Annotated in this window: 20 protein-coding genes and 1 tRNA gene; 8 read left to right on the top strand and 13 right to left on the bottom strand. The window is 47.1% G+C overall.

Going from position 1 to position 20,216, the window contains the following annotated elements:
• The first annotated feature begins 50 nt into the window (after nt 1–50).
• The 3 genes from FD960_RS02750 to FD960_RS02740 are packed head-to-tail and all read left to right on the top strand — an operon-like array spanning nt 51 to nt 2,511.
• Nucleotides 51–428: a DUF3489 domain-containing protein gene (locus FD960_RS02750; RefSeq protein ID WP_215299710.1), complete on the top strand. Its 378-nt coding sequence runs from the start codon at nt 51–53 to the stop codon at nt 426–428.
• Nucleotides 421–843, top strand: coding sequence for a DUF2924 domain-containing protein (locus FD960_RS02745; RefSeq protein WP_215299708.1), 423 nt, complete (start codon nt 421–423; stop codon nt 841–843). Before FD960_RS02750 ends, FD960_RS02745 begins: the two co-directional genes overlap by 8 nt.
• A 9-nt stretch (nt 844–852) precedes the next feature.
• Nucleotides 853–2,511 carry a recombinase family protein gene (locus FD960_RS02740; protein ID WP_215299706.1) on the top strand — a complete coding sequence of 553 codons (1,659 nt, stop codon included), beginning with the start codon at nt 853–855 and terminating at the stop codon, nt 2,509–2,511.
• A 158-nt stretch (nt 2,512–2,669) separates the two neighbouring features.
• Here the strand turns inward: FD960_RS02740 and FD960_RS02735 are convergent.
• The 5 genes from FD960_RS02735 to FD960_RS02715 all read right to left on the bottom strand — a co-directional run bounded on the left by FD960_RS02735 (nt 2,670) and on the right by FD960_RS02715 (nt 7,630).
• A tRNA-Ser gene (locus FD960_RS02735) sits at nt 2,670–2,759 on the bottom strand.
• A 54-nt stretch (nt 2,760–2,813) separates the two neighbouring features.
• On the bottom strand, nt 2,814–3,218 hold the full coding sequence (locus FD960_RS02730; RefSeq protein ID WP_215299705.1) for a hypothetical protein: 405 nt from the start codon (nt 3,216–3,218) through the stop codon (nt 2,814–2,816).
• A 28-nt stretch (nt 3,219–3,246) separates the two neighbouring features.
• Nucleotides 3,247–4,557 carry a serine--tRNA ligase gene (gene serS / locus FD960_RS02725; protein ID WP_215299703.1) on the bottom strand — a complete coding sequence of 437 codons (1,311 nt, stop codon included), beginning with the start codon at nt 4,555–4,557 and terminating at the stop codon, nt 3,247–3,249.
• Between the two features lie 69 nt (nt 4,558–4,626).
• A complete protein-coding gene (locus FD960_RS02720) occupies nt 4,627–5,346 on the bottom strand; it encodes an outer membrane lipoprotein carrier protein LolA (protein ID WP_251369828.1) in 720 nt (239 codons plus the stop codon).
• Entirely contained in the window at nt 5,318–7,630 is a 2,313-nt protein-coding gene (locus FD960_RS02715) for a DNA translocase FtsK (RefSeq protein WP_215299701.1), read from the bottom strand. Before FD960_RS02715 ends, FD960_RS02720 begins: the two co-directional genes overlap by 29 nt.
• 40 nt (nt 7,631–7,670) lie before the next feature.
• Between FD960_RS02715 and trxB the strand changes: the two genes are divergently transcribed.
• Nucleotides 7,671–8,627: a thioredoxin-disulfide reductase gene (trxB, locus tag FD960_RS02710; RefSeq protein ID WP_215299700.1), complete on the top strand. Its 957-nt coding sequence runs from the start codon at nt 7,671–7,673 to the stop codon at nt 8,625–8,627.
• A gap of 73 nt (nt 8,628–8,700) precedes the next feature.
• Here the strand turns inward: trxB and FD960_RS10470 are convergent, their stop codons facing one another.
• Together FD960_RS10470 and FD960_RS02700 are read right to left on the bottom strand one after the other, a co-directional pair.
• Entirely contained in the window at nt 8,701–9,042 is a 342-nt protein-coding gene (locus FD960_RS10470; protein WP_251369827.1) for a DNA-binding transcriptional regulator, read from the bottom strand.
• The gene (locus FD960_RS02700; RefSeq protein ID WP_251369826.1) at nt 9,020–9,280 is read right to left on the bottom strand and encodes a BrnT family toxin; all 261 of its coding nucleotides are present in this window, start codon (nt 9,278–9,280) and stop codon (nt 9,020–9,022) included. The genes FD960_RS10470 and FD960_RS02700 overlap by 23 nt, the downstream gene beginning before the upstream one ends.
• 218 nt (nt 9,281–9,498) lie before the next feature.
• On the opposite strand from FD960_RS02700, the gene ppa reads away from it, so the two are divergent.
• From ppa to FD960_RS02685, 3 genes are all read left to right on the top strand, one after another.
• Nucleotides 9,499–10,035, top strand: a complete 537-nt coding sequence (ppa, locus tag FD960_RS02695) for an inorganic diphosphatase (RefSeq protein WP_215299698.1) — start codon at nt 9,499–9,501, stop codon at nt 10,033–10,035.
• Between the two features lie 26 nt (nt 10,036–10,061).
• Nucleotides 10,062–11,681: an NAD+ synthase gene (locus FD960_RS02690; RefSeq protein WP_215299696.1), complete on the top strand. Its 1,620-nt coding sequence runs from the start codon at nt 10,062–10,064 to the stop codon at nt 11,679–11,681.
• Between the two features lie 82 nt (nt 11,682–11,763).
• Nucleotides 11,764–12,102, top strand: coding sequence for a P-II family nitrogen regulator (locus FD960_RS02685; RefSeq protein ID WP_215299694.1), 339 nt, complete (start codon nt 11,764–11,766; stop codon nt 12,100–12,102).
• Between the two features lie 36 nt (nt 12,103–12,138).
• Here FD960_RS02685 and FD960_RS02680 read toward each other — a convergent pair whose 3' ends face one another.
• A complete protein-coding gene (locus FD960_RS02680; protein WP_215299693.1) occupies nt 12,139–13,104 on the bottom strand; it encodes a RodZ family helix-turn-helix domain-containing protein in 966 nt (321 codons plus the stop codon).
• Nucleotides 13,105–13,186: 82 nt separating this feature from the next.
• Nucleotides 13,187–13,813: a response regulator transcription factor gene (locus FD960_RS02675; protein WP_215299691.1), complete on the bottom strand. Its 627-nt coding sequence runs from the start codon at nt 13,811–13,813 to the stop codon at nt 13,187–13,189.
• Nucleotides 13,814–14,042: 229 nt separating this feature from the next.
• Between FD960_RS02675 and ilvD the strand changes: the two genes are divergently transcribed.
• Nucleotides 14,043–15,731, top strand: coding sequence for a dihydroxy-acid dehydratase (ilvD, locus tag FD960_RS02670; protein WP_215299689.1), 1,689 nt, complete (start codon nt 14,043–14,045; stop codon nt 15,729–15,731).
• Between the two features lie 72 nt (nt 15,732–15,803).
• Here ilvD and FD960_RS02665 read toward each other — a convergent pair whose 3' ends face one another.
• From FD960_RS02665 to FD960_RS02650, 4 genes are read right to left on the bottom strand one after another with little or no spacing between them, the layout of a single operon-like run.
• Entirely contained in the window at nt 15,804–16,274 is a 471-nt protein-coding gene (locus FD960_RS02665; protein ID WP_215299688.1) for a copper chaperone PCu(A)C, read from the bottom strand.
• Between the two features lie 16 nt (nt 16,275–16,290).
• The gene (locus FD960_RS02660; protein WP_215299686.1) at nt 16,291–16,770 is read right to left on the bottom strand and encodes a TlpA disulfide reductase family protein; all 480 of its coding nucleotides are present in this window, start codon (nt 16,768–16,770) and stop codon (nt 16,291–16,293) included.
• On the bottom strand, nt 16,767–18,020 hold the full coding sequence (locus FD960_RS02655) for a sialidase family protein (protein WP_215299685.1): 1,254 nt from the start codon (nt 18,018–18,020) through the stop codon (nt 16,767–16,769). Before FD960_RS02655 ends, FD960_RS02660 begins: the two co-directional genes overlap by 4 nt.
• On the bottom strand, nt 18,020–20,176 hold the full coding sequence (locus FD960_RS02650) for a TonB-dependent receptor (protein WP_215299683.1): 2,157 nt from the start codon (nt 20,174–20,176) through the stop codon (nt 18,020–18,022). Before FD960_RS02650 ends, FD960_RS02655 begins: the two co-directional genes overlap by 1 nt.
• Nucleotides 20,177–20,216 lie beyond the last annotated feature (40 nt).

Here is a 20,216-nt window from a genome sequence, read left to right as displayed (position 1 = left end):
TTACTGGTGTTGTTATCCCAATGGTGGGATAACAACACCAGGAGCCTTATATGCCGCGCGTAGTTAAGAAAACAAATTCATCAAAAGTCGCCAAATCACCGATCCAAGTTAAGTCTAAATCTACAGGTCCCGATCCCAGTCTTAGCCTGAGCCTTACCCCTAAATCGCCTTCTACTGCCAAGCTAGCAAAACCATCTGAAGTACCAGCGCCAAGGAAACTGAAAGCCGGTAGTAAACAAGCCCAGGTCATTGCTTTGCTACATAAGCCACAAGGTGTAAGCCTAACTGAACTCATGCATGCAACTAGCTGGCAAGCGCATTCGGTGCGGGGATTTTTAAGCGGCACCATTAAGAAAAAACTCAATCTCAATTTAATCAGCCAAAAAATTAATGGCGCACAGGTTTATCGGATTGGTGCTGATGACTAGAGCAACTAATAGCACCCATCTGCAAGAGCAACTCATGGGGCTCGAAGGTATGAGCCGAGATCAATTGGTAAGGCGCTGGCAAGACTGTTTTGGGGTGGTGGCGCCTGCCCTGTGTCGATCAACGCTGCTGCGCCAAGCTGTCGCTTGGCATCTACAGACTCAAGAGCTGGGCGGTCTATCTTTAGTAGAAAAGAGGCAGATTGCTGCAGGCACACCCAATACCAGCAAAGAGGCGAGTGTGGGATCACGGCTCATTCGGGTATGGCAAAACCAAACACATCAAGTCACTGTTTTAAATGATGGCTATCTCCATCAAGATAAACATTGGAAAAGCCTATCAGCCATTGCCAGACACATCACGGGAACGCCCTGGTCTGGTCCAGTATTTTTTGGACTCAAGAAGGCAGGTAAATGAGTAGGCGCCATGAATAAACCATTACTTCGCTGCGCGATCTATACGCGCAAATCATCCGAAGAAGGTTTAGAGCAAGGATTTAACTCTTTAGATGCTCAAAGAGAGGCTTGTGAGGCCTTTGTTCTTTCGCAGCAACATGAAGGCTGGAAACTGGTTCCCACTTTTTATGATGATGGAGGATATTCCGGTGGCAATATGGAGCGCCCTGCTCTCAAACAGCTCTTGGCAGACATTGACCAGAAGAAAATTAATGTTGTGGTGGTCTATAAGGTCGATCGCTTAACTAGGTCTTTGGCGGACTTTGCCAAGATCGTAGAACAGTTTGATGCCAAGGGTATTTCCTTTGTATCGGTGACGCAGCAGTTCAATACGACCTCATCGATGGGAAGGCTGACGCTCAATGTCCTGCTGTCCTTTGCTCAGTTTGAGCGAGAGGTGACTGGTGAGCGCATTCGGGACAAGATTGCCGCCTCCAAAGCCAAAGGCATGTGGATGGGCGGCACTCCGCCCATTGGGTATATCGCTAAAGAGCGCACTCTGGAGATTAATGAAGAGCGCGCCAAGTTAATTCGACACATTCATGAGCGCTACCTTGCACTGGGATCGGTTCGATTACTTAAACAGGAGCTCGATAATGCAGACATTACTACCCCCAAGAGATTAACCGGTACTGAGCGTTCCTTTGGCGGGCGCCCTTTTTCTAGAGGGCATCTGTATAAAGTTTTAGCCAACCCTGTATACATAGGAAAGATTGTTCATCACGATAAAGTCTTTGAGGGACAACACCCCGCCATCCTTGGTATGGGCACTTGGGATGCAGTGCAAGCATTAATGCACAACAATCGCCAAGGAGAGCGCAAGCGTAAAGCAGCGCCATCCGATAGTTTATTACTTGGATTGATTGTTGATGAACAGGGACACCGCCTAATTCCATCACATAGCCAAAAGAGCAGCAAACGCTACCGATACTATGTATCAGAACCCTTGATTATGGAGGATCGAAAATCCGCTCCTGATGCCATACGCATTCCGGCGCAAGAGTTGGAGACACTGATTCTCAATCAGCTTAATGACTGGCTTGCAGATGAATCAGCCATCTTAGAAATCCTAAGTCCGAAGGCCAATCAAATACAAGATATCAGCAGAGTCATCAAAGAGTATCAAGCTCTACTTAATCAGAACAGCAAAGAGCGATATGACTTTATTCATCGGCTAATTTTAAAAGTGAGCGTGCTTACTGAAGTAGTCGAGATCAAGATTAATCCCCACGCTTTATTTGAAGATCTCCCTCACCCTATTGAAGCGATAACAATTTCAACGCAGGCAAAGATTGAGCGATGTGGCATGGCGATGCGATTATTGGTTGGCAATAAAGCGACCCTGCAATCCCCCAATCAAATACTAATTAACTCTATTGGTAAAAGCCAAGAATGGTTGGAAAAACTCATCACTGGTAAAGCAGCATCTGTGGATGAGATTGCGAAGCAAGAAGGTACAACCACTAACGCTGTAACGCGATTGATCTATCGTGCATTCTTGGCACCCGACATTGTGCGAGCCATTATGGATGGCACACAACCAGCTACATTGAACTCTGATTTGCTTAAAAAGATTGTTCCATTGCCTTTAGATTGGGAAAAACAACGCAAATTACTTGGCTTTAAGTAGGCTATCGGTGCCGGCAAACTTTCACTTTGAGAGAAAGCCGAAATTGAAACCAAAAATACCAAGCAATGGTGCCGCAGAGAATCCAGAAACAAAAAAGCCCCGCGTACTGTGGGGCTTGCACGTTGTTCTCTCAATATGTACGAAATATAGAGACTGGCTGGCGGAGAGGGAGGGATTCGAACCCTCGGTAGGTTTGACCCTACGCCTGATTTCGAGTCAGGTACATTCGACCACTCTGCCACCTCTCCGATGCCTATAGGATAAAACTTAAACTACTATCCTGCTTACCGCCCTGTTATTTCTTACTCGCAGAGACCTGTTAATAGAAGTCCACCAGAAAAGAATCCAAAAGGTTTCTTACTGCCATTTGCAAACTCTTCAATACTGAGATAGTCCACAAACGCCCCACCCTTACCTGCAGACTTTTGCACCCAAATGACTTTATAAGAATTGCCTGTGCTACCTGATGCTAGCACCTTGGGATTTTTGAGAGCATCCATCACATCCCCAATCACCTCACCGGTTCTTTTAATGACAGTAAATTCTTGACCAACTCTAGGGCTATCTTGAACAACAGCGAGCTCTCCATTGCCTTTAATGTAAGCATCGCTCAACACCTCACATTGGTAGGTTTTTTCCATAGAAAAAACAGTGTGAGGCATCAACACTGCGCACATGAGGATTAGAAAATATGCGCGCTTATTCATTTGATTGAGCCTATTTTTATGACGAGAATTAGATCGGCTTCAGCACTTCTAAGCCACCAAGGTAGGGTTGCAGTGCCTTTGGAATGGCAATGCTGCCGTCTACTTGTTGCTTATTTTCCAGCAATGCTACCAATGCTCTGCCTACAGCAAGGCCTGAGCCATTCAATGTATGCACTAATTCTGGCTTACCTTGGCCGGCTTTAAATCTGGCCTGCATACGTCTTGCTTGGAAGTCACCCATGCTTGAGCAAGAGCTGATCTCGCGATACGCATGTTGTGATGGCACCCACACTTCTAAGTCATAAGTCTTCGTACTACCAAAACCCATATCGCCAGTGCAGAGTAATACTTTTCTGTAAGGTAATTCTAGAAGCTCGAGAATCTTTTCTGCATGGCTGGTTAATTCCTCTAGGGCTTGCATGGAATCTTCTGGCTTCGTGATTTGCACCAACTCGACCTTATCGAACTGATGCTGACGAATCATGCCGCGTACATCACGCCCATAACTACCCGCTTCTGAGCGGAAACATGGTGTGTGTGCCACAAACTTCAAAGGCAAATTGTCTGCATTCACAATTTCATCCCTGACCAAGTTGGTGACAGGCACTTCTGCCGTTGGAATGAGATAGAAGTTTTCAACCTTGGCTTCGCCAGATCCATCTTCGCCGCCCATCTGACGCGGAACCTTAAAGAGATCCTCCTCAAACTTAGGCAGCTGGCCGGTACCGCGCATAGAAGCAGCATTCACCATATAAGGCGCATACACCTCTTGATAGCCATGGTGAGTTGAGTGTGTATCGATCATGAACTGCGCTAAGGCGCGGTGTAAGCGGGCGATTGGTCCTTTGAGTACCACAAAGCGTGAGCCGCTGATCTTAGCGGCAACTTCAAAATCCAAACCTAATGGGCCACCAAGGTCTACGTGATCCTGAATCTCAAAATCAAATATCGGAGCCTCACCCCAACGCTTGACTTCTTTGTTCTCCGTCTCATCTTTACCAACCGGCACAGCCTCGTCAGGCAGATTCGGGATGCCCATCAAGAAATCAGAAATCTCCGCTTGCAAGATCGCTAAGCGTGCAGCACCAGATTCCATATCCACATTAATCTGCGTGGCTTCAGCCATTTCAGCGGAGGCATCTTCACCTTTGCCTTTTTTCATACCAATCGCTTTAGCAAGTTGGTTGCGCTTTGCCTGCAACTCTTCTGTGCGTGTTTGCAAAGATTTGCGTTCGGACTCCAAAGTGTTGAATCTCTCAACATCCAACTGGAATTTGCGAGTAGCCAAGCGGGTAGCTACAGCTGCGATATCTTTACGAAGTAATTGTGGATCAATCATGTGTTGCTCAGTATGGGTATGAAATAGAAATAAATTGCGTTCAATCGAGCTTGCGCAGGTATACAGGCTCTAGTTTAAGCGTAAGACTTCAGCGCCGGCCGGCGGCGTAAAAGTAAAGCGATTGGCGGGTAAGTTGACGTTGAGCTGGATCTTGTCCAGAGTCACCAGCACTACACTACCCAAGCCATCCGTCAGCTCTAAAGCCTTCGGCAGGCCGTTGGCCATACCAACAGAGATCTTGGTGTAAGGCAGCTCATTGCCACTTTTTGCATTCGGGTTTTTCTTAGGAACCAAAGCAACCCACTTCATTCCTAGACGCTCTTCACCTTCAGCTAAATCAAAGTGTTGATCTAAAGAATTTTCACCAAATAGAATCGCTGCTGGCGTACTAGCCAAAGCTTGGCCTGCCGGTCTGAAAGTCGCTTGATTTAAATCTTTATCCCACAAGATGAGTTGCTTGCCATCGGCAATCAATTTTTGCTCGTAGGGCTTTTGCGTATCCCAAATAAAACGTCCTGGTCGTTGAAACACAAACCGACCTTGAGTTTGGCGTACGACTTTTAATCCCTTGTCTTGAGGCTCATTGGCCTTGGGTGCGCGTAACTGTTGCTGAATAAAGTCACCTTCAGCAGTTTTGGAGTTACGCACAAATTGACGCAACTGTTCTGAGCCACTATCAGCCTGAGCGAAGACAGCATTTGAAAACAGAATGGTCGCCCCAAGAAGCGCCGCAGATAAGAATTTTTGCAAAGCGCCAGCCTTACTCTGAAGGGCGATGCAGGATCTCACGATTACCTCCATTGCCCATTTTAGAAACGAGGCCGGCTTTCTCCATATCCTCCAGCAAGCGTGCTGCGCGGTTATAACCAATACGCAAGTGACGTTGCACCAAAGAGATAGATGGGCGTTTATTTTCTAAGACGATAGCAACTGCTTGGTCGTAAAGGGGATCAGCTTCGCCACCACCTTCACCAGTCAATGCATCAATTGTGGATTCATCAGCGCCTTCGAGAACACCTTCGATATAGTTGGCTTCGCCCTTCTCTTTGAGCCACTCCACAACGCGATGCACTTCATCATCAGATACAAACGCACCGTGAACACGCACTGGTAATCCAGTGCCTGGCGCCATATAAAGCATGTCACCCATACCGAGCAATGCTTCAGCGCCTTGTTGATCCAAGATGGTGCGGCTATCAATTTTGCTGCTGACTTGGAAAGAAATCCGGGTTGGCACGTTTGCTTTAATCAAGCCAGTAATCACATCAACGCTAGGCCGTTGTGTCGCTAGAACCAAATGGATGCCAGCAGCACGTGCCTTCTGAGCAATACGCGCGATCAACTCTTCAATCTTCTTACCAGAAACCATCATCAAATCAGCTAACTCATCAATCACGATGACGATGACAGGCGCCTTATAGATTGGCTCCGGATCATCCGGGGTTAAGCTAAACGGATTAGTGAGCTTCTCACCTTTTTCTTCCGCCTCTAAGATCTTCTTGTTAAAGCCAGCGAGATTACGCACACCAAACTTACTCATGAGTTTGTAGCGACGCTCCATCTCGTTCACCGCCCAATTGAGGGCGTTGTACGCTTGCTTCATATCGGTGACTACTGGGCACAACAGATGTGGAATCTTGTCGTACATCGCCATCTCTAACATCTTCGGATCAATCATGATCAAGCGAACTTCATCAGGTTTCGCTTTGAAGAGAATCGAGAGAATCATGGCATTAATACCAACCGACTTACCAGCACCGGTTGTACCCGCCACCAAGCAATGCGGCATCTTCGCCAAGTCAGCCACAATCGGGCTACCAGAAATATCTTTACCCAATGAGAGGGTTAAGTTGGAATGGCTATCGTTGTATACCTGAGAGCTCAGAATCTCAGAGAGGTAAACAGATTGACGGCTTGGATTTGGTAACTCCAAAGCCATACAAGTTTTACCGGGAATGGTTTCTACTACACGCATACTGACCACGCCTAGAGAGCGGGCCAAGTCGCGTGAGAGGTTGACGATCTGACTGCCTTTTACGCCTACCGCTGGATCAATCTCATAGCGCGTTACCACTGGACCTGGGTACGCAGCGATCACCTTCACTTCAACACCAAACTCAGCCAACTTACGCTCAATTAAGCGAGAAGTAAATTCCAATACATCCGCTGAAATCGTTTCCTTAGCTTCGGGAACAGGATCGAGCAATGCCAGGGGTGGCAATTCTGAATCTGGGATATCCACAAATAGCGGTTGTTGCTTCTCACGTTCAACGCGGGCACTTTTTGGTATTTCGACTGGAGCACGAACAATCTGTATGGGCTTGGCGATTTCTACACGACCACGAAACTCCTCAACAAATTCTTCACGCTCTTCTGCAGCCGCCTCGCCTAGCTTGCGATCTTCTTCGCTATCGCGACGTTCACGCAAATGCTTATAGGCCAATTCCAAAGAGCGACCCACCTTCTCGGCAACATCTAGCCAAGAAAAATGCAGAAACAAGGAAAGACCAGCGCAGAGGCCAAACAGCAATACCAGGGTAGAACCGGTAAATCCAAGGGTCATTTGGAGTGGATCACCAATCAACTCACCCAAAATGCCACCAGGAGGCCTCGGCAGCTCCCAGGTCAATGAATGCAGGCGAATGGATTCAAGACCCATACTGCTGAACAAAGTGAGCCCAAAACCGAGCCAACGCATTAATAAAGAGTCTGGCTTGGCTTCTGGGTCTACTGGCAAGGGAATACTCCAAAGCTCGCGCCAGCCGCTCAAAACACGGCGCCCAAATAGGACAACCCACCAAAATGCGGAAATTCCGAAGATATAGAGCAATAAATCAGCTAAATAGGCCCCAAATCGACCCCCTAAGTTCTTTGGGGTCTCAAAACTCGCATGTGACCAGGCTGGATCCGCCTTGGAATAAGTCAACAAAATAGCAAATAAGCCTAGGCAAAGGCCGCAGGAGATAAACCAGCGAGCCTCCAGTAGGAGGCGGGGCATCCTGCCCTGCCCTTGATTCTCAGGGGGCTGGGGGCTTAAAGGGGTTTTGGACTTCGGGTATGCGGTTCTTGCCATGTTCTACCGATTGTAAACAAGCAATCCTATAATTTGGGGTATGACTACAAATACCCCAAATCACTCAAAAGTCCTCATTCTTGGATCAGGCCCTGCTGGCTACACGGCCGCGGTATACGCTGCCCGTGCCAACTTGAACCCAACCCTCATTACTGGCATCGCCCAAGGCGGCCAATTAATGACCACCACTGATGTGGAAAACTGGCCTGCTGACCCAGATGGCGTTCAAGGCCCAGAACTCATGGATCGCTTTTTAAAGCATGCTGAGCGTTTTAATACCAACATCATTTTTGACCACATTCATACTGCGGCGTTGACAGAAAAGCCGATTCGTCTCGTGGGCGATTCCGGCACATACACCTGTGATGCTCTGATTATTTGTACTGGCGCTTCCGCTCAGTACATCGGCCTACCAAGCGAAGAAGCATTTATGGGTCGCGGCGTTTCTGGTTGCGCAACTTGCGATGGCTTCTTCTATCGTAATCAAGATGTGTGCGTAGTAGGCGGCGGCAACACTGCAGTTGAAGAAGCGCTCTACCTTACTGGCATCGCCAAGAAAGTAACTGTCATTCATCGTCGCGATAAGTTCCGTGCTGAGCCGATTCTGAATGACCGCCTCATGGCTAAAGTTGCTGAAGGCAAAGTAGAGTTGAAATTGAACTCCACTTTGGATGAAGTGCTTGGCGATGAAAAAGGAGTAACTGGCGTTCGCATTAAGAAACAAGATGGCAGCACAGAAGATATTGCCGTGACTGGCGCCTTTATTGCCATCGGCCACAAACCCAATACAGAGTTGTTTGTTGGGCAGCTAGATATGAACAACGGCTACCTCAAGACACACTCCGGCCTGGAAGGTAACGCTACCGCCACCAATATCCCAGGCGTATTTGCAGCTGGCGACGTGCAAGACCACATCTATCGCCAAGCCATCACCAGTGCTGGCACGGGCTGTATGGCAGCCTTGGATGCGCAACGTTACTTGGAAACTTTGGCCTAATCAACCGAACCAGTGATCAAATAAAAATGCCTAGCGATGCTAGGCATTTTTATTTACAGGTAGCAATTACCCTTTAGATACTAAGGGCCAGCAAGGCAATTTCTGGGGCTCTATCCAGAATCTTCAGCAAAGCTTTGGCGGCGCCCGTAGGACTCCTCTTGCCCTGCTCCCAATTTCGAATAGTCTCCAAAGAAACCTCTATACGATTGGAGAATTCCTGCTGAGACAAGCCAATTCGTTCGCGAACCCCTCTCGCGTATTTGGCTGCATCCAGCATCGCCTGCGCATCATCTTGATGCTGATGCAACTTAATCAATCTCTCGGTAGCGGCATCAAGTAATTTTTTATCAACAAATCCTTTGGGGAAACTTCCTGGATCATTCAGGTCTACGCTAACGCGAATTATTTTCTTCATAACGCTTTACCTCCCTACGATTTGCTCTTCTCGCTGAAATAATCCTCATGGCAGTTGGCCTCTTTGTATAAATCACCACAAACGCTCTTCCCTCTAACTTACCTAAGGCTCTGAAGCGCTCCTCACCATAATCCCAGCGCTGGTCTTTTTCCACAACCAATCCCGGATCTATAAAAATTGATATCACATATGCAAAATTGAAATTTCGAGAGTTCTGGCACAAGTCACTTTTTGCCATATCCTATTCAAAATCCATTGGCACCATTGTAGGCCAATGGCCTACTATTAGTCAATCCACTAAGGGGTCTTATCTATGGGCTTTATTGCAGAAAGCCTTAAACTAGAGCCCACAAAGCATTCATGGCTTTACCAGTAGGAAATAGATTCAATATTCAGAAACATCGCCCGTCCCTTTGCTAAGATCGGAGCGTACATTAATCACTAACCGGAGTATTTATGAGTTACGACAAGGTCAGCCCAGGTAAAAAAATCCCAGAAATTTTCAACGTCATTATCGAGATCCCAATGAATGCGGATCCAGTGAAGTATGAAGTGGATAAAGAAAGTGGCTGCCTATTTGTGGATCGCTTCATGGGTACAGCAATGCACTATCCATGCAACTACGGTTACATCCCACACACGATTGCTGGTGACGGTGATCCGGTAGACGTTCTCGTAATCACGCCTTTCGCATTGGTGCCAGGCTCAGTGGTAAGCTGCCGCGCTATCGGCATGCTAGAAATGGAAGACGAAGGCGGTCAAGACGCGAAGTTATTAGCTGTTCCAGAAGACAAAATTTTGCCGATCTACAAGCATTTGCAAAAGCCAGAAGACGTCAATGAATTGCTCCTCGCCCAGATTCAGCACTTCTTCGAGCACTACAAAGATCTTGAAAAGGGTAAGTGGGTAAAAGTAAAAGGTTGGACTGGTGTTGCTGGTGCCCATAAAGAAATCTTGGACGGCATCGAAGGCTATGCCAAGTCACAGAAGTAATTGATTCTCTAGCATTGATATTGGGAGTGAGCTCACAAACCATCGCCTTAGCGCAAATCAACCCTCTTCTGGGTGATTTGCCTGGCAACGCGCAGCTCATCTCTCAAGCCGCCGCTGATGCATTCGCAAAAGGCGCAACGGTTTTAGTTACCCCAGAGCTATCGCTCACCGGTTACCCCCCAGAAGATTTATTACTACGCCCCGCTTTTATTGAAGCGGCTGAACGCGAGCTCAGTTGTTTAATGCTGGAGCTCAAGAAATTCCCAGGCCTGACTGTCATTGTTGGTCACCCTAAAAAAACCAATGCCGGCTTGCAAAACTTCGCCTCCGTATTGCGTGATGGCAAAGTGATCGCGGGTTATGCAAAACAAGAATTACCCAATCACGAAGTGTTTGATGAAGTGCGCTACTTCGTCCCAGGTAATGAAGCTTGTGTATTTGAAAACGCAGGTATTCGCTATGGCCTCATTCTATGTGAAGATGCGTGGCATGCCGCCCCTGCCAAGCAGGCTCATGCCGCAGGCGCGCAAGTGCTATTGGTTTTGAATGCATCCCCTTATCACTTACAAAAAGAAGCCTTACGCATCGAGGTGTTGCGCAAACATATTGCGATCACCAAAATGCCATTGGTGTACGTAAATGCTGTTGGCGGACAAGATGAGCTGGTGTTTGACGGCGGATCTTTCGCACTCAATCATGCGGGTGATGTTGTGATGGCAATGCCTCAGTTTGAAACTGGCTTAGGCCTTGTTTCAGTCACAGCAAGCGTTGATTTAGAAAAGGGTTCTGTTGCCACGCCTTTGAGCGTAGAAGCCCAAGCCTATCAAGCATTGGTTTTGGGTGTACGCGATTACGTGCAAAAGAATGGCTTCCCGGGCGTCATTATTGGTTTATCTGGCGGCGTCGATTCCGCTTTGGTACTCGCTATTGCAGTAGATGCCTTAGGGGCTGATAAAGTTCGCACCGTCATGATGGCCTCTCGTTATACCGCTGATATCTCCTGGATCGATGCCCGTGAAATGGCAAAAAATCTAGGCGTTCAATACGATGAAATCCCCATTAGTGAACCAGTCGACGCACTCGAAAAAGCCTTGGCTGAGCAGTTCAAGGGGTTAAAAGTCGATGCGACCGAAGAGAATATTCAGGCGCGGGTACGCGGCACCCTACTAATGGCGCTCTCCAATAAAACAGGTCGTCTAGTACTTACCACTGGCAATAAGAGTGAAATGGCTGTCGGCTACTGCACCCTTTACGGCGATATGGCGGGTGGTTTTGCAGTAATTAAGGATATCGCCAAGACCTTGGTCTATCGTCTCTGCGCTTACCGCAATAGCATTGCCCCCATTATTCCGGAGCGCATTTTGACCCGCGCCCCTTCCGCTGAATTGCGTCCCGATCAAACTGATCAAGATAGCCTCCCTTCGTACGAAGTGCTTGATGGCATTGTTGAGCGCTACATGGAGCAGAACCAATCCATTGCCCAGATCATTGCCGCTGGATTTGATTCTGAGAGTGTTGAAAAAGTCACACGCCTCATCAAGCTCAATGAATACAAACGTCGCCAAGCTCCCCCAGGAGTCCGGGTAACGACCCGAGCATTTGGCCGTGACTGGCGCTACCCTATCACCTCGAAATTTAGAGCATAAACAGGGTATTGAAGCCCTCTCAAGAGCTCTTCTAGGTGTCGGAGTCCAGTTCTAGGTATGATTACTGTATTAAGGGGAATATATGAAGCTAATTACATCCATTATTAAACCGTTCAAACTCGACGAAGTTCGCGAAGCCTTGGCTGAAGTTGGCGTTACTGGCTTGACTGTTACTGAAGTTAAGGGATTTGGTCGCCAAAAAGGCCATACCGAACTCTATCGTGGCGCTGAGTACGTTGTTGACTTTTTACCAAAAGTAAAAGTAGAAGTCGTTGTCGCCGGTGATCGCGTTGATGCGGCTATCGAAGCAATTACGAAAGCAGCCCGTACCGGCAAGATTGGTGATGGCAAAATTTTTGTAAGCCCAATCGAGCAAGCGATCCGCATTCGCACAGGCGAAATAAACGAATCAGCAGTTTAAGAAGTACTTCGGAATACGCTAGCCCTATTGCCAGGGTTAGCGAGACTGAGAGTCTGTCCGATCAGCGGATGGAGCTACCACTTCAGCAGCTTCCAACACCACAGTTTTACGATTGGTATTGAGGGAGTTAACTCTAGAGCCCTGGAAATAAATATCCAACTGAGCCAGACCAGCGGTCAGCACCTTAAAGGGTGGCTTGCCATAAAAAGATACGCCTACCCCAGCTTCAACTGACTTGTTTTGAATCTTTCCGGTGGCGTCTATGACACAAATTACCTGCTTTGACTTGGCTTGCACATAAACCATATCGGCAGACTTGCGTCCAATTTCTGGTCGATAGTTGACTGCAGGCTCTTCAGCGGCAGGACATGCGCCTGATGCCTCAGGCGTTGCTGTAGCAGGCACAGCCGCCGTTACGGCAGTGATGGGTGTTGCACTAGAGGTATCAGCTGCCGGCGCGGCAGGCTCGGGCTCAGCCACCTCTTCTTTAATAACAATGACTTCTTCTGGCTTATCTGCAAAAAATAATGTCTGCAGATTGATTACCGCAAAAACCAATCCTGCAAGTACCGCTAACCAAAGCAATACTTTCTTTTGGGATGCCAATGCATTCGCCTTACGCTCTCTTGGTTTCTCAATAGCTACCGCTGTATCCGCCATCACCACTTCAACCACTTTGACCTGAGAAACCTTTACAGGCTCCGGCGTTGGCACTGGAGCCTCTATTGAATTTTTTTCTACTTCGATGTTGGATGGAGGTGGAGGCCCATAGTCAAAAGCCTCTTCGTCACTCATTCCTAAGAGATTGGCTACTTTCTTGGCTGCAGTAAATTTAATTTGCAGACCATAAAAAGCGCCCATTTCACCATTTTCAATTTGCTCAATTTGGCGAACAGAAAGACAGGCCATTCCACCAAGATCTTTTGTACTCAGACGAAGCTTTTCCCTTGCCTTGGTAAAGGCTTCCTTGCGAATCTCAGGGAGGTTAGAGCTTTTATTCACTAAAGGTATCTTAAATGGCTAAGATGAAAAATTGATGACTGATATTATTCTCAAAATTTTAAGAGGGAAATTAGCCCTAGAGCTAGCTATTTTGAAAGTTCTCCAGATCGGACTCTAGGTATTTCGCCACTAAAGTTTGCACAGACTCAACATGCATTTTGTCCATCACTCTAGCCTTATGCACTTTAATCGTCGCGTCTGTAGTGCCTAACTTCACGGCGATATCCTTATTCAGCAAACCCTTAACTAGCCAGAAGCAAACCTCTTTCTCCCTAGGGGTGAGCGTTGCGTAGTCTTTCTTGGTCTCCACTTCCTTGGAGACGCGCTTGAGTTGTCTTTTATCAAATTCGACAGCGTCAGCAACTGCTTTTAATAAGTCTTCTAAATTGAATGGCTTAAATAGAAAATCCAGGGCGCCTTTTTTCAATCCCTTCACAATCTGGTGAGGGTGACTTTGGCCGCTGACAAAAATAATCGGGGTCTTACGCCCCATCTGCAGCAATTTTTCCTGAAGATCAATTCCGGTCATATCGGGCATTTGCATATCGAGCAAAATCACCGCCGGAGAAACTGGAATTGAATGGGCTAGAAAGGTCAATGCAGAAGAAAAATCCTCAACAATATATCCAACCTCTTTCAACATCCTACTTAAAGAAGTGCGCATCGACTCATCGTCGTCAATTAGGTAGATGTGGCCAACTTTAGTCATTGAATTTGAAGGAAAAAGTAATAGATAAGGCAATGTACTGCAGCTTGTTTCGGAAGGATATTAGCTTTTAAGCTAATGGTAAGACTGAATGAGGAAATACAATAGCGAAATAGAGTGCTGCGGTGCATAGCGAAATCCAGGGAAAAAGCCTCATAAAGCCCTGCATTACTAGCTATCTCACGGCACAATAGAGCTTTTCGACCAATTCTTTTCTGGAGTCAATATCAGCATGAAACGCCTCAATGAACGCTCGCGCAATGTCACCGAAGGGGTTGCTCGCGCTCCTAATCGCTCAATGTATTACGCAATGGGCTACCAGGAAAAGGATTTTTCTAAGCCAATGGTGGGCGTAGCAAACGGTCATTCCACAATTACTCCTTGCAATAGCGGCTTACAAAAACTAGCTGACGCAGCAGTTAACGCACTAGAAGAAGCAGGCGCTAAAGCCCAAATGTTTGGCACACCTACCGTTTCTGATGGTATTGGCATGGGCACAGAGGGCATGAAGTACTCACTGATCTCTCGCGAAGTGATTGCGGACAGTATTGAAACTTGTGTCAATGGTCTTTGGCAAGATGGCGTAGTGGTGATTGGTGGCTGCGATAAGAATATGCCGGGCGGCATGATGGCGATTGCACGTACAAACGTGCCTGCAATCTATGTTTATGGCGGAACCATTAAGCCAGGTCATTACAAAGGCAAAGATCTCAATATTGTTTCTGCATTCGAAGCTGTTGGCGAATTCACTTCTGGTCGCATGAACGAAGAAGATCTCAAGGGCGTCGAACAACACGCTTGTCCAGGTAGCGGCTCTTGCGGTGGCATGTATACCGCCAACACGATGAGCTCTTCATTTGAAGCGCTTGGCATGAGCCTGCCCTACTCCTCCACTATGGCCAATGAAGATGCCGAGAAAGTTGCAAGTGCTCACGAGTCAGCCATTGTGCTGGTTGAAGCCATCAAAAATAATTTACGTCCACGCGACATCATCACTAAAAAATCTATCGAGAATGCAGTGAGCGTCATCATGGCTGTTGGCGGCTCCACCAACGCAGTTCTGCATTACCTCGCCATCACTAGCGCGGCAGAGATTGACTGGACCATTGATGACTTTGAGCGTATTCGTAAGCGCGTTCCTGTGATCGTGGATATGAAACCATCAGGCACATACCTGGCAACTGATCTTCACCAGGCTGGCGGCATTCCGCAAGTGATGAAGATTTTGTTAGACGGCGGACTCCTGCATGGCGAGTGCATGACCATCACCGGTAAAACGATTGCAGAAACATTGAAAGATGTTCCATCAGTGCCACGCGCTGATCAAAAGGTAATCCGCACTTTAGATAACCCGCTGTACAAGCAAGGTCACTTGGCAATCCTCAAAGGTAATATCTCCCCAGAAGGTTGTGTCGCGAAGATTACCGGCCTTAAGAACCCATCCATCACCGGCCCTGCTCGCGTATTTGATTCAGAAGATGATGCAATGGCTGCAATCATGGCGCAAAAAATCAAAGATGGTGATGTCATGGTGATTCGTTATGAAGGCCCTAAAGGCGGTCCAGGGATGCGTGAGATGCTTGCCCCTACCTCTGCCCTCGTTGGTCAGGGATTGGGCGAGACGGTAGGCCTCATTACCGACGGACGCTTCTCTGGTGGTACATGGGGTATGGTCGTTGGTCACGTTGCCCCTGAGGCTTTTGTAGGCGGCACAATCGCGCTCATCGAAGAAGGTGACTCTGTAACAATCGATGCGCACAAACTACTCATCCAACTCAATGTCAGCGATGAAGAGATCGCTAAGCGCCGTGCAGCATGGAAGCAACCTAAGCCACGCTATACCCGCGGTTTACTCGCTAAATATGCTCACCTGGCAAGCACTGCAAGTAAAGGTGCCGTTACGGACCTGAATTTGGATTAAGTCAGCTTTAGGGCGGTATCTAACCCAATCAAAAAGCCCCTCAGTCATAAGACTCAGGGGCTTTTTTAATACTTAGTGCTTCATTGCCCCACCATGGCCAGCGCCCATAGCGTTCACCGGCACTTTCACCTCAACCTCACCAGCCTTTGCAAACTTAAGCTTGACTGGAACGGTCTCGCCAGCGGTTAAGGGCGCCTTAATATTCATGAACATTAAATGAAATCCACCCGGCTTCAGCTCAACAGAGCCACCTGCTGGCACTGCAATATCTTTTACCTGGCGCATCTTCATCACCTGCCCTTCCATGGACATTTCATGTAACTGCACTTCACCAGCTACCGGCGAGCTTGCGTAGAGCAATTGATCGGCAGCGCCCTTGTTCTCAATCTTCATAAAACCACCAGCCACTTTTTGCCCGGGGACGGTTGCGCGGGTATAGGCATTTTCAATCTCTACACTACCAACCTTAGCATTTTGAGCAAAGGCTCCAACTGCAAATACTGCCGCAGATATAGAAATTAAACCAATCACAATATTTTTCATGCCACTCTCCTAAAAATTAATAAACGCCTCTAGCAAACCACTTCTTTAATGCAAGGAAATTGATCGGGCCTGTTTTCCGAGTTATCTTTCCATTTTTATCAATCAACAAAGTCATTGGCGTTTCACCGCGCCACTGGGGGTCGATTTCATGTCGAAAATAATCATCAAAAGGGATATTCAGATAGTAGTTATCAGCAGCATCTAGATGGGCTTGGGATAACATTTTTTTTGTTGCTTCAACAGGCACCTCATCAACCTGAATGAATATCACCTTCGAACCTCTATCCGCAGAGAGAAACTTCCCCCATTGAGGCATTTCCCTTGCGCAGGGCGCACAAGTGACACCCCAGAAATGAACGGCAATAGCTTGCCCCGCGTTTTTCTTTAATAAAGAGCTCCACTCCCCCTTTTGATATGCTTGGATACTTACCGCATCTGCAAAGGCAAGATTCATCATCAGTAAGAATAAGGAAAGAATCGGGAATAGTTTTTTCATTGTTTGCTGCCCAGTTTAATGACTTGATACCCATCAGCACGAGTTAGCCAAGATAAAAAAACATCGCTTCCATTGCTAATTAACAAAGGATGATCTGAATATGCGCTTGTCTGTGCAACTAGACTGGGCTGAGACCAGGTAACACCATCATCCGGAGATTGCTTAAGGTACACAGATGTTGTTACCCCATCAAACACTTTCCAAACCAACCAAATAGATTGATCAAGAGCAAGAAGATAGGGGCGGGAGATATTCTCACCCTCAGAGCCAATTCTGCTTGGCTTTGAGTAGACCTCCCCCTGATTACTAGAATTTGCATAAAACACTCCAGAGCGGGCAGATCCCTGAGTAAACCAGGCCACATGATATTTTCCAGTACCAGAAACCGCAATTGCTGGACCATGGTGCGGGCAAGCATCAGTTCTCCACTCGTCTTTAGAGACTCTGCGAATTTTTCCGGACGAGGATTCATTAATTAACTGGGTTGCGTGATCACGTATACCGCCAGGGAAAATAGCTCGATAAACAATTGCTACCCCACCCTTTGGATCAATGGTGGAGCCTATGCGACAGCATTCACAACTCTGCTCATTGGCAATTTTCTCAGGCTGAAAGGTTTTTCCAGCGTCATTCGAAAATGAATAAGCGATGGATCCGCCAAGACGCGCATTGCCCGACTGCTTCGCATCAGCAACTAAACGCTTATCAATCCAAGCCAAAAATATGGAGTTATTTTCACCAATCACCATTGAAGGAAAGCGCTCGCTAGAGCCGTTCTTTATCAGTGGCGTGGGGGCTGTAAAACTGAGGCCTCCGTCAGAAGAGTGGGCCGTATTGATCTGTGCATTCCAATTACTATCCTTGAAAAATGCATAAGCCAGAAATATATTTCCTTTGGAATCAGAAACAATTTGGGGGCGGGCATCACTTCCAGCATCCAAGGATTTTCCATGTTCCGCGACAACTATGGGGGATGTAAACCTCTTTCCTAAATCGGATGACTGGGCAACAGATACCTTGCCGCCAGAGGCCCAAGCAAGCAATAAATTGCCATCTTTAGTTAAAAATGGGGTTGCCGCATTGGCGCAGTCCAATCCAAAGCCCTCGCAAGCCTGAAGCTTGGCTGATGAAGCGCCTGCCATCGAAGAATGATTCATCTGCGCTTGCGCAAGACCCGCGGTACCGAGCAGACTCAGAAGTAGTGGGCCGAACAACTGGCGACTAAAAGAGGAAAGGAATTGATATACCATTAGAAGATGATACGTGCGCCCATAGATATTGTTTGTGGCATGCCCAATACATAACTAGAACTGTTACTGCCAGTGCCAAAGGTGATGTACTGGCGGTTAAACAAGTTGACGGCCGACGCATATACCGTTGCACTCTTAGTCACTTCATAGTTAGCGCGAAGTCCGACTACAGCATAAGAGGCAACTGGCAAGGTATTGCCGTTATCTAACCAAGAGCTACCCACATATCTAACAGTCGCAGTCAAACTTGCTTGAGGCGCTGGGTAATATGTTATTCCACCGCCCAAAATATTTTGTGGCACCCCAGCCACCTGCTTACCGACCGGATCAGTAGTAGCCGTCCATGTCAACTTAGTGCTCGTAAATGCATAGTTAGCATCTGCTGCCCACCGTGAATTAATGTCGTGATGCAACTGGAACTCAAGACCTTGACTCAACAGGCTTTGATTATTTGTGTAGTAACTAGAGTTAGTGGAGCACCCACTAGGATTACCAACCGTAGCACAAAGAGAGTTGGCTAAAGCTTGTTGGCTAGGTTGAATTTTGTAACTCACAATTGCATTCTGTATGTAATTATTAAATGCAGTTAGCTGAGCAAAGCCACCCCTCCAGCGATAGTCGGTACCTACCTCATAGCCCGTCATTGTTTCTGGGGTGAGATTTGGATTTGCAAATGAATATCCAGTGCCAGATCCATAACTACGAAGCGTGTTATTCATTCCGGGCGCATGAAATGCTTGATAGGCCGCAGAACGTAAATCCCAATCTTTATTTAGTTTGTACAACAAACCTAATGTGGGACTGAGTTGAGTCTTGCTTTGATTCGAAACATTTTGATATATCGGCGCACCACTGAGGCCCGCATTATAGGAGGTTGGAGTTTGACTATTCCACTGATCCAGGCGAGCCGCCAAGGTGGTCTCAAGTGGAAATGACACTGCCCTAGACTTCACCTGACCCAGTAAGCCATAAAAAGTTTGCTGGCCCTGTCCATAGTTCACAGCTGTCAGTGATCCATTCGTGCCAAGGTTATTCGTTTGATTTGATCCTGCAATGTTACGAGCATCAACACCCACAACATACTGATCGAGAACCCCGCTTACTTCTTGAGTATATTGAGCAGACCCTCCTATGGTGCTGTAGGGATCTTTGTAGTTTGCATTGATATAAGGGAAATTTTTGGGATTAGAGCCTGTGGCCGAAGTGGTTGAGCCATTTTGCTTATTAAAACCCGTGCTCTCGTAGAAGAAATTAACATCTACTTTTGACTTCTCATCTAAGTGAGTTGTTGTTCCGCCAGCCAAGTCGGTCTCTTGCATGATATTTGTTGCAAAAGCATAGCCCGAAGAGAGATCAGACATAGTGTGATAACCAACGCGGAAAAATCCGCTCGTGTCTTGGGTGGCTTTAAAGTAACCCTGCAACCTCACATTGGAGTTGTGGGAAGCTGCATCGCCCTGTCCATTTTTTATGCTTGTTGGTGATGCCGGAGAAATCGTGGCTATATTTTGGTAACCATCAGTATTAAAGTAATCCGCAGAGAATCTGAGTTGCAGGCTTTCAGAGGCAATTAAATCCTTGGAGGCAGCTACATTGCCAGTCCCAAATGCACCATAGCTTGCTGAAACCTCTTGCTGGCTATTGACTGGTGTTTTGGTCTTAATATTAATCACCCCACCCATGCCATAGTTACCCCACAAACTAGAGACGCCTCCACGAATAAACTCAACAGAATCAATTGCGGACATGGGAACTAAGTTCCATTGCACCGTTCCATAAAAAGCATCATTTGCTGGCACGCCATCAATCAGTACCAAAGTTCTTGCATTACCAAGACCGCGGACATTAATACTTTGCCCGGTTGGATCTTTTTGGTAATAGGGAGCGTCATTCAGAATAACGCCAGGTACATTCTTTAGGACTTGATCAATCGTTTGATCCGGAGCCGCCTCTAACGCCTCTTTGGTCAAAACCGTTGTATTCAATGGAATCTCATCTAGCGACGTACCCGAACGAGTCGCCGAGACGGTAACAGTCTTCAATTTCTGATCATAGTCAGGTGGCGGCGCAATTTGAGCCTGAGCACTGGACGAAATGAGGATTAACCCAAATAGCATACCAACGCATATGCTAATTTTCTTTTGTTTATACAGCATTTACCACTCCACACAATACAAGGACAACACAATATTTCGT

It is taken from the genome of Polynucleobacter sp. AP-Nino-20-G2 (assembly GCF_018688235.1).
Taxonomy (GTDB): domain Bacteria; phylum Pseudomonadota; class Gammaproteobacteria; order Burkholderiales; family Burkholderiaceae; genus Polynucleobacter.
Note: the sequence above shows the minus strand (reverse complement) of the source record. Positions and strands in the feature narration are given on the sequence as shown.

What these genes read in the sequence shown, in the direction of transcription:
- FD960_RS02740 (WP_215299706.1), top strand. Translation starts at nt 853, where the DNA reads ATGAATAAACCATTACTTCGCTGCGCGATCTATACGCGCAAATCATCC.
- trxB (WP_215299700.1), top strand. Translation starts at nt 7,671, where the DNA reads ATGACTACAAATACCCCAAATCACTCAAAAGTCCTCATTCTTGGATCA.
- FD960_RS10470 (WP_251369827.1), bottom strand. Translation starts at nt 9,042, where the DNA reads ATGAAGAAAATAATTCGCGTTAGCGTAGACCTGAATGATCCAGGAAGT.
- ppa (WP_215299698.1), top strand. Translation starts at nt 9,499, where the DNA reads ATGAGTTACGACAAGGTCAGCCCAGGTAAAAAAATCCCAGAAATTTTC.
- FD960_RS02650 (WP_215299683.1), bottom strand. Translation starts at nt 20,176, where the DNA reads ATGCTGTATAAACAAAAGAAAATTAGCATATGCGTTGGTATGCTATTT.
- FD960_RS02730 (WP_215299705.1), bottom strand. Translation starts at nt 3,218, where the DNA reads ATGAATAAGCGCGCATATTTTCTAATCCTCATGTGCGCAGTGTTGATG.
- FD960_RS02715 (WP_215299701.1), bottom strand. Translation starts at nt 7,630, where the DNA reads ATGGCAAGAACCGCATACCCGAAGTCCAAAACCCCTTTAAGCCCCCAG.
- FD960_RS02660 (WP_215299686.1), bottom strand. Translation starts at nt 16,770, where the DNA reads ATGAAAAAACTATTCCCGATTCTTTCCTTATTCTTACTGATGATGAAT.
- FD960_RS02655 (WP_215299685.1), bottom strand. Translation starts at nt 18,020, where the DNA reads ATGGTATATCAATTCCTTTCCTCTTTTAGTCGCCAGTTGTTCGGCCCA.
- FD960_RS02685 (WP_215299694.1), top strand. Translation starts at nt 11,764, where the DNA reads ATGAAGCTAATTACATCCATTATTAAACCGTTCAAACTCGACGAAGTT.
- FD960_RS02750 (WP_215299710.1), top strand. Translation starts at nt 51, where the DNA reads ATGCCGCGCGTAGTTAAGAAAACAAATTCATCAAAAGTCGCCAAATCA.
- FD960_RS02745 (WP_215299708.1), top strand. Translation starts at nt 421, where the DNA reads ATGACTAGAGCAACTAATAGCACCCATCTGCAAGAGCAACTCATGGGG.
- serS (WP_215299703.1), bottom strand. Translation starts at nt 4,557, where the DNA reads ATGATTGATCCACAATTACTTCGTAAAGATATCGCAGCTGTAGCTACC.
- FD960_RS02700 (WP_251369826.1), bottom strand. Translation starts at nt 9,280, where the DNA reads ATGGCAAAAAGTGACTTGTGCCAGAACTCTCGAAATTTCAATTTTGCA.
- FD960_RS02675 (WP_215299691.1), bottom strand. Translation starts at nt 13,813, where the DNA reads ATGACTAAAGTTGGCCACATCTACCTAATTGACGACGATGAGTCGATG.
- ilvD (WP_215299689.1), top strand. Translation starts at nt 14,043, where the DNA reads ATGAAACGCCTCAATGAACGCTCGCGCAATGTCACCGAAGGGGTTGCT.
- FD960_RS02665 (WP_215299688.1), bottom strand. Translation starts at nt 16,274, where the DNA reads ATGAAAAATATTGTGATTGGTTTAATTTCTATATCTGCGGCAGTATTT.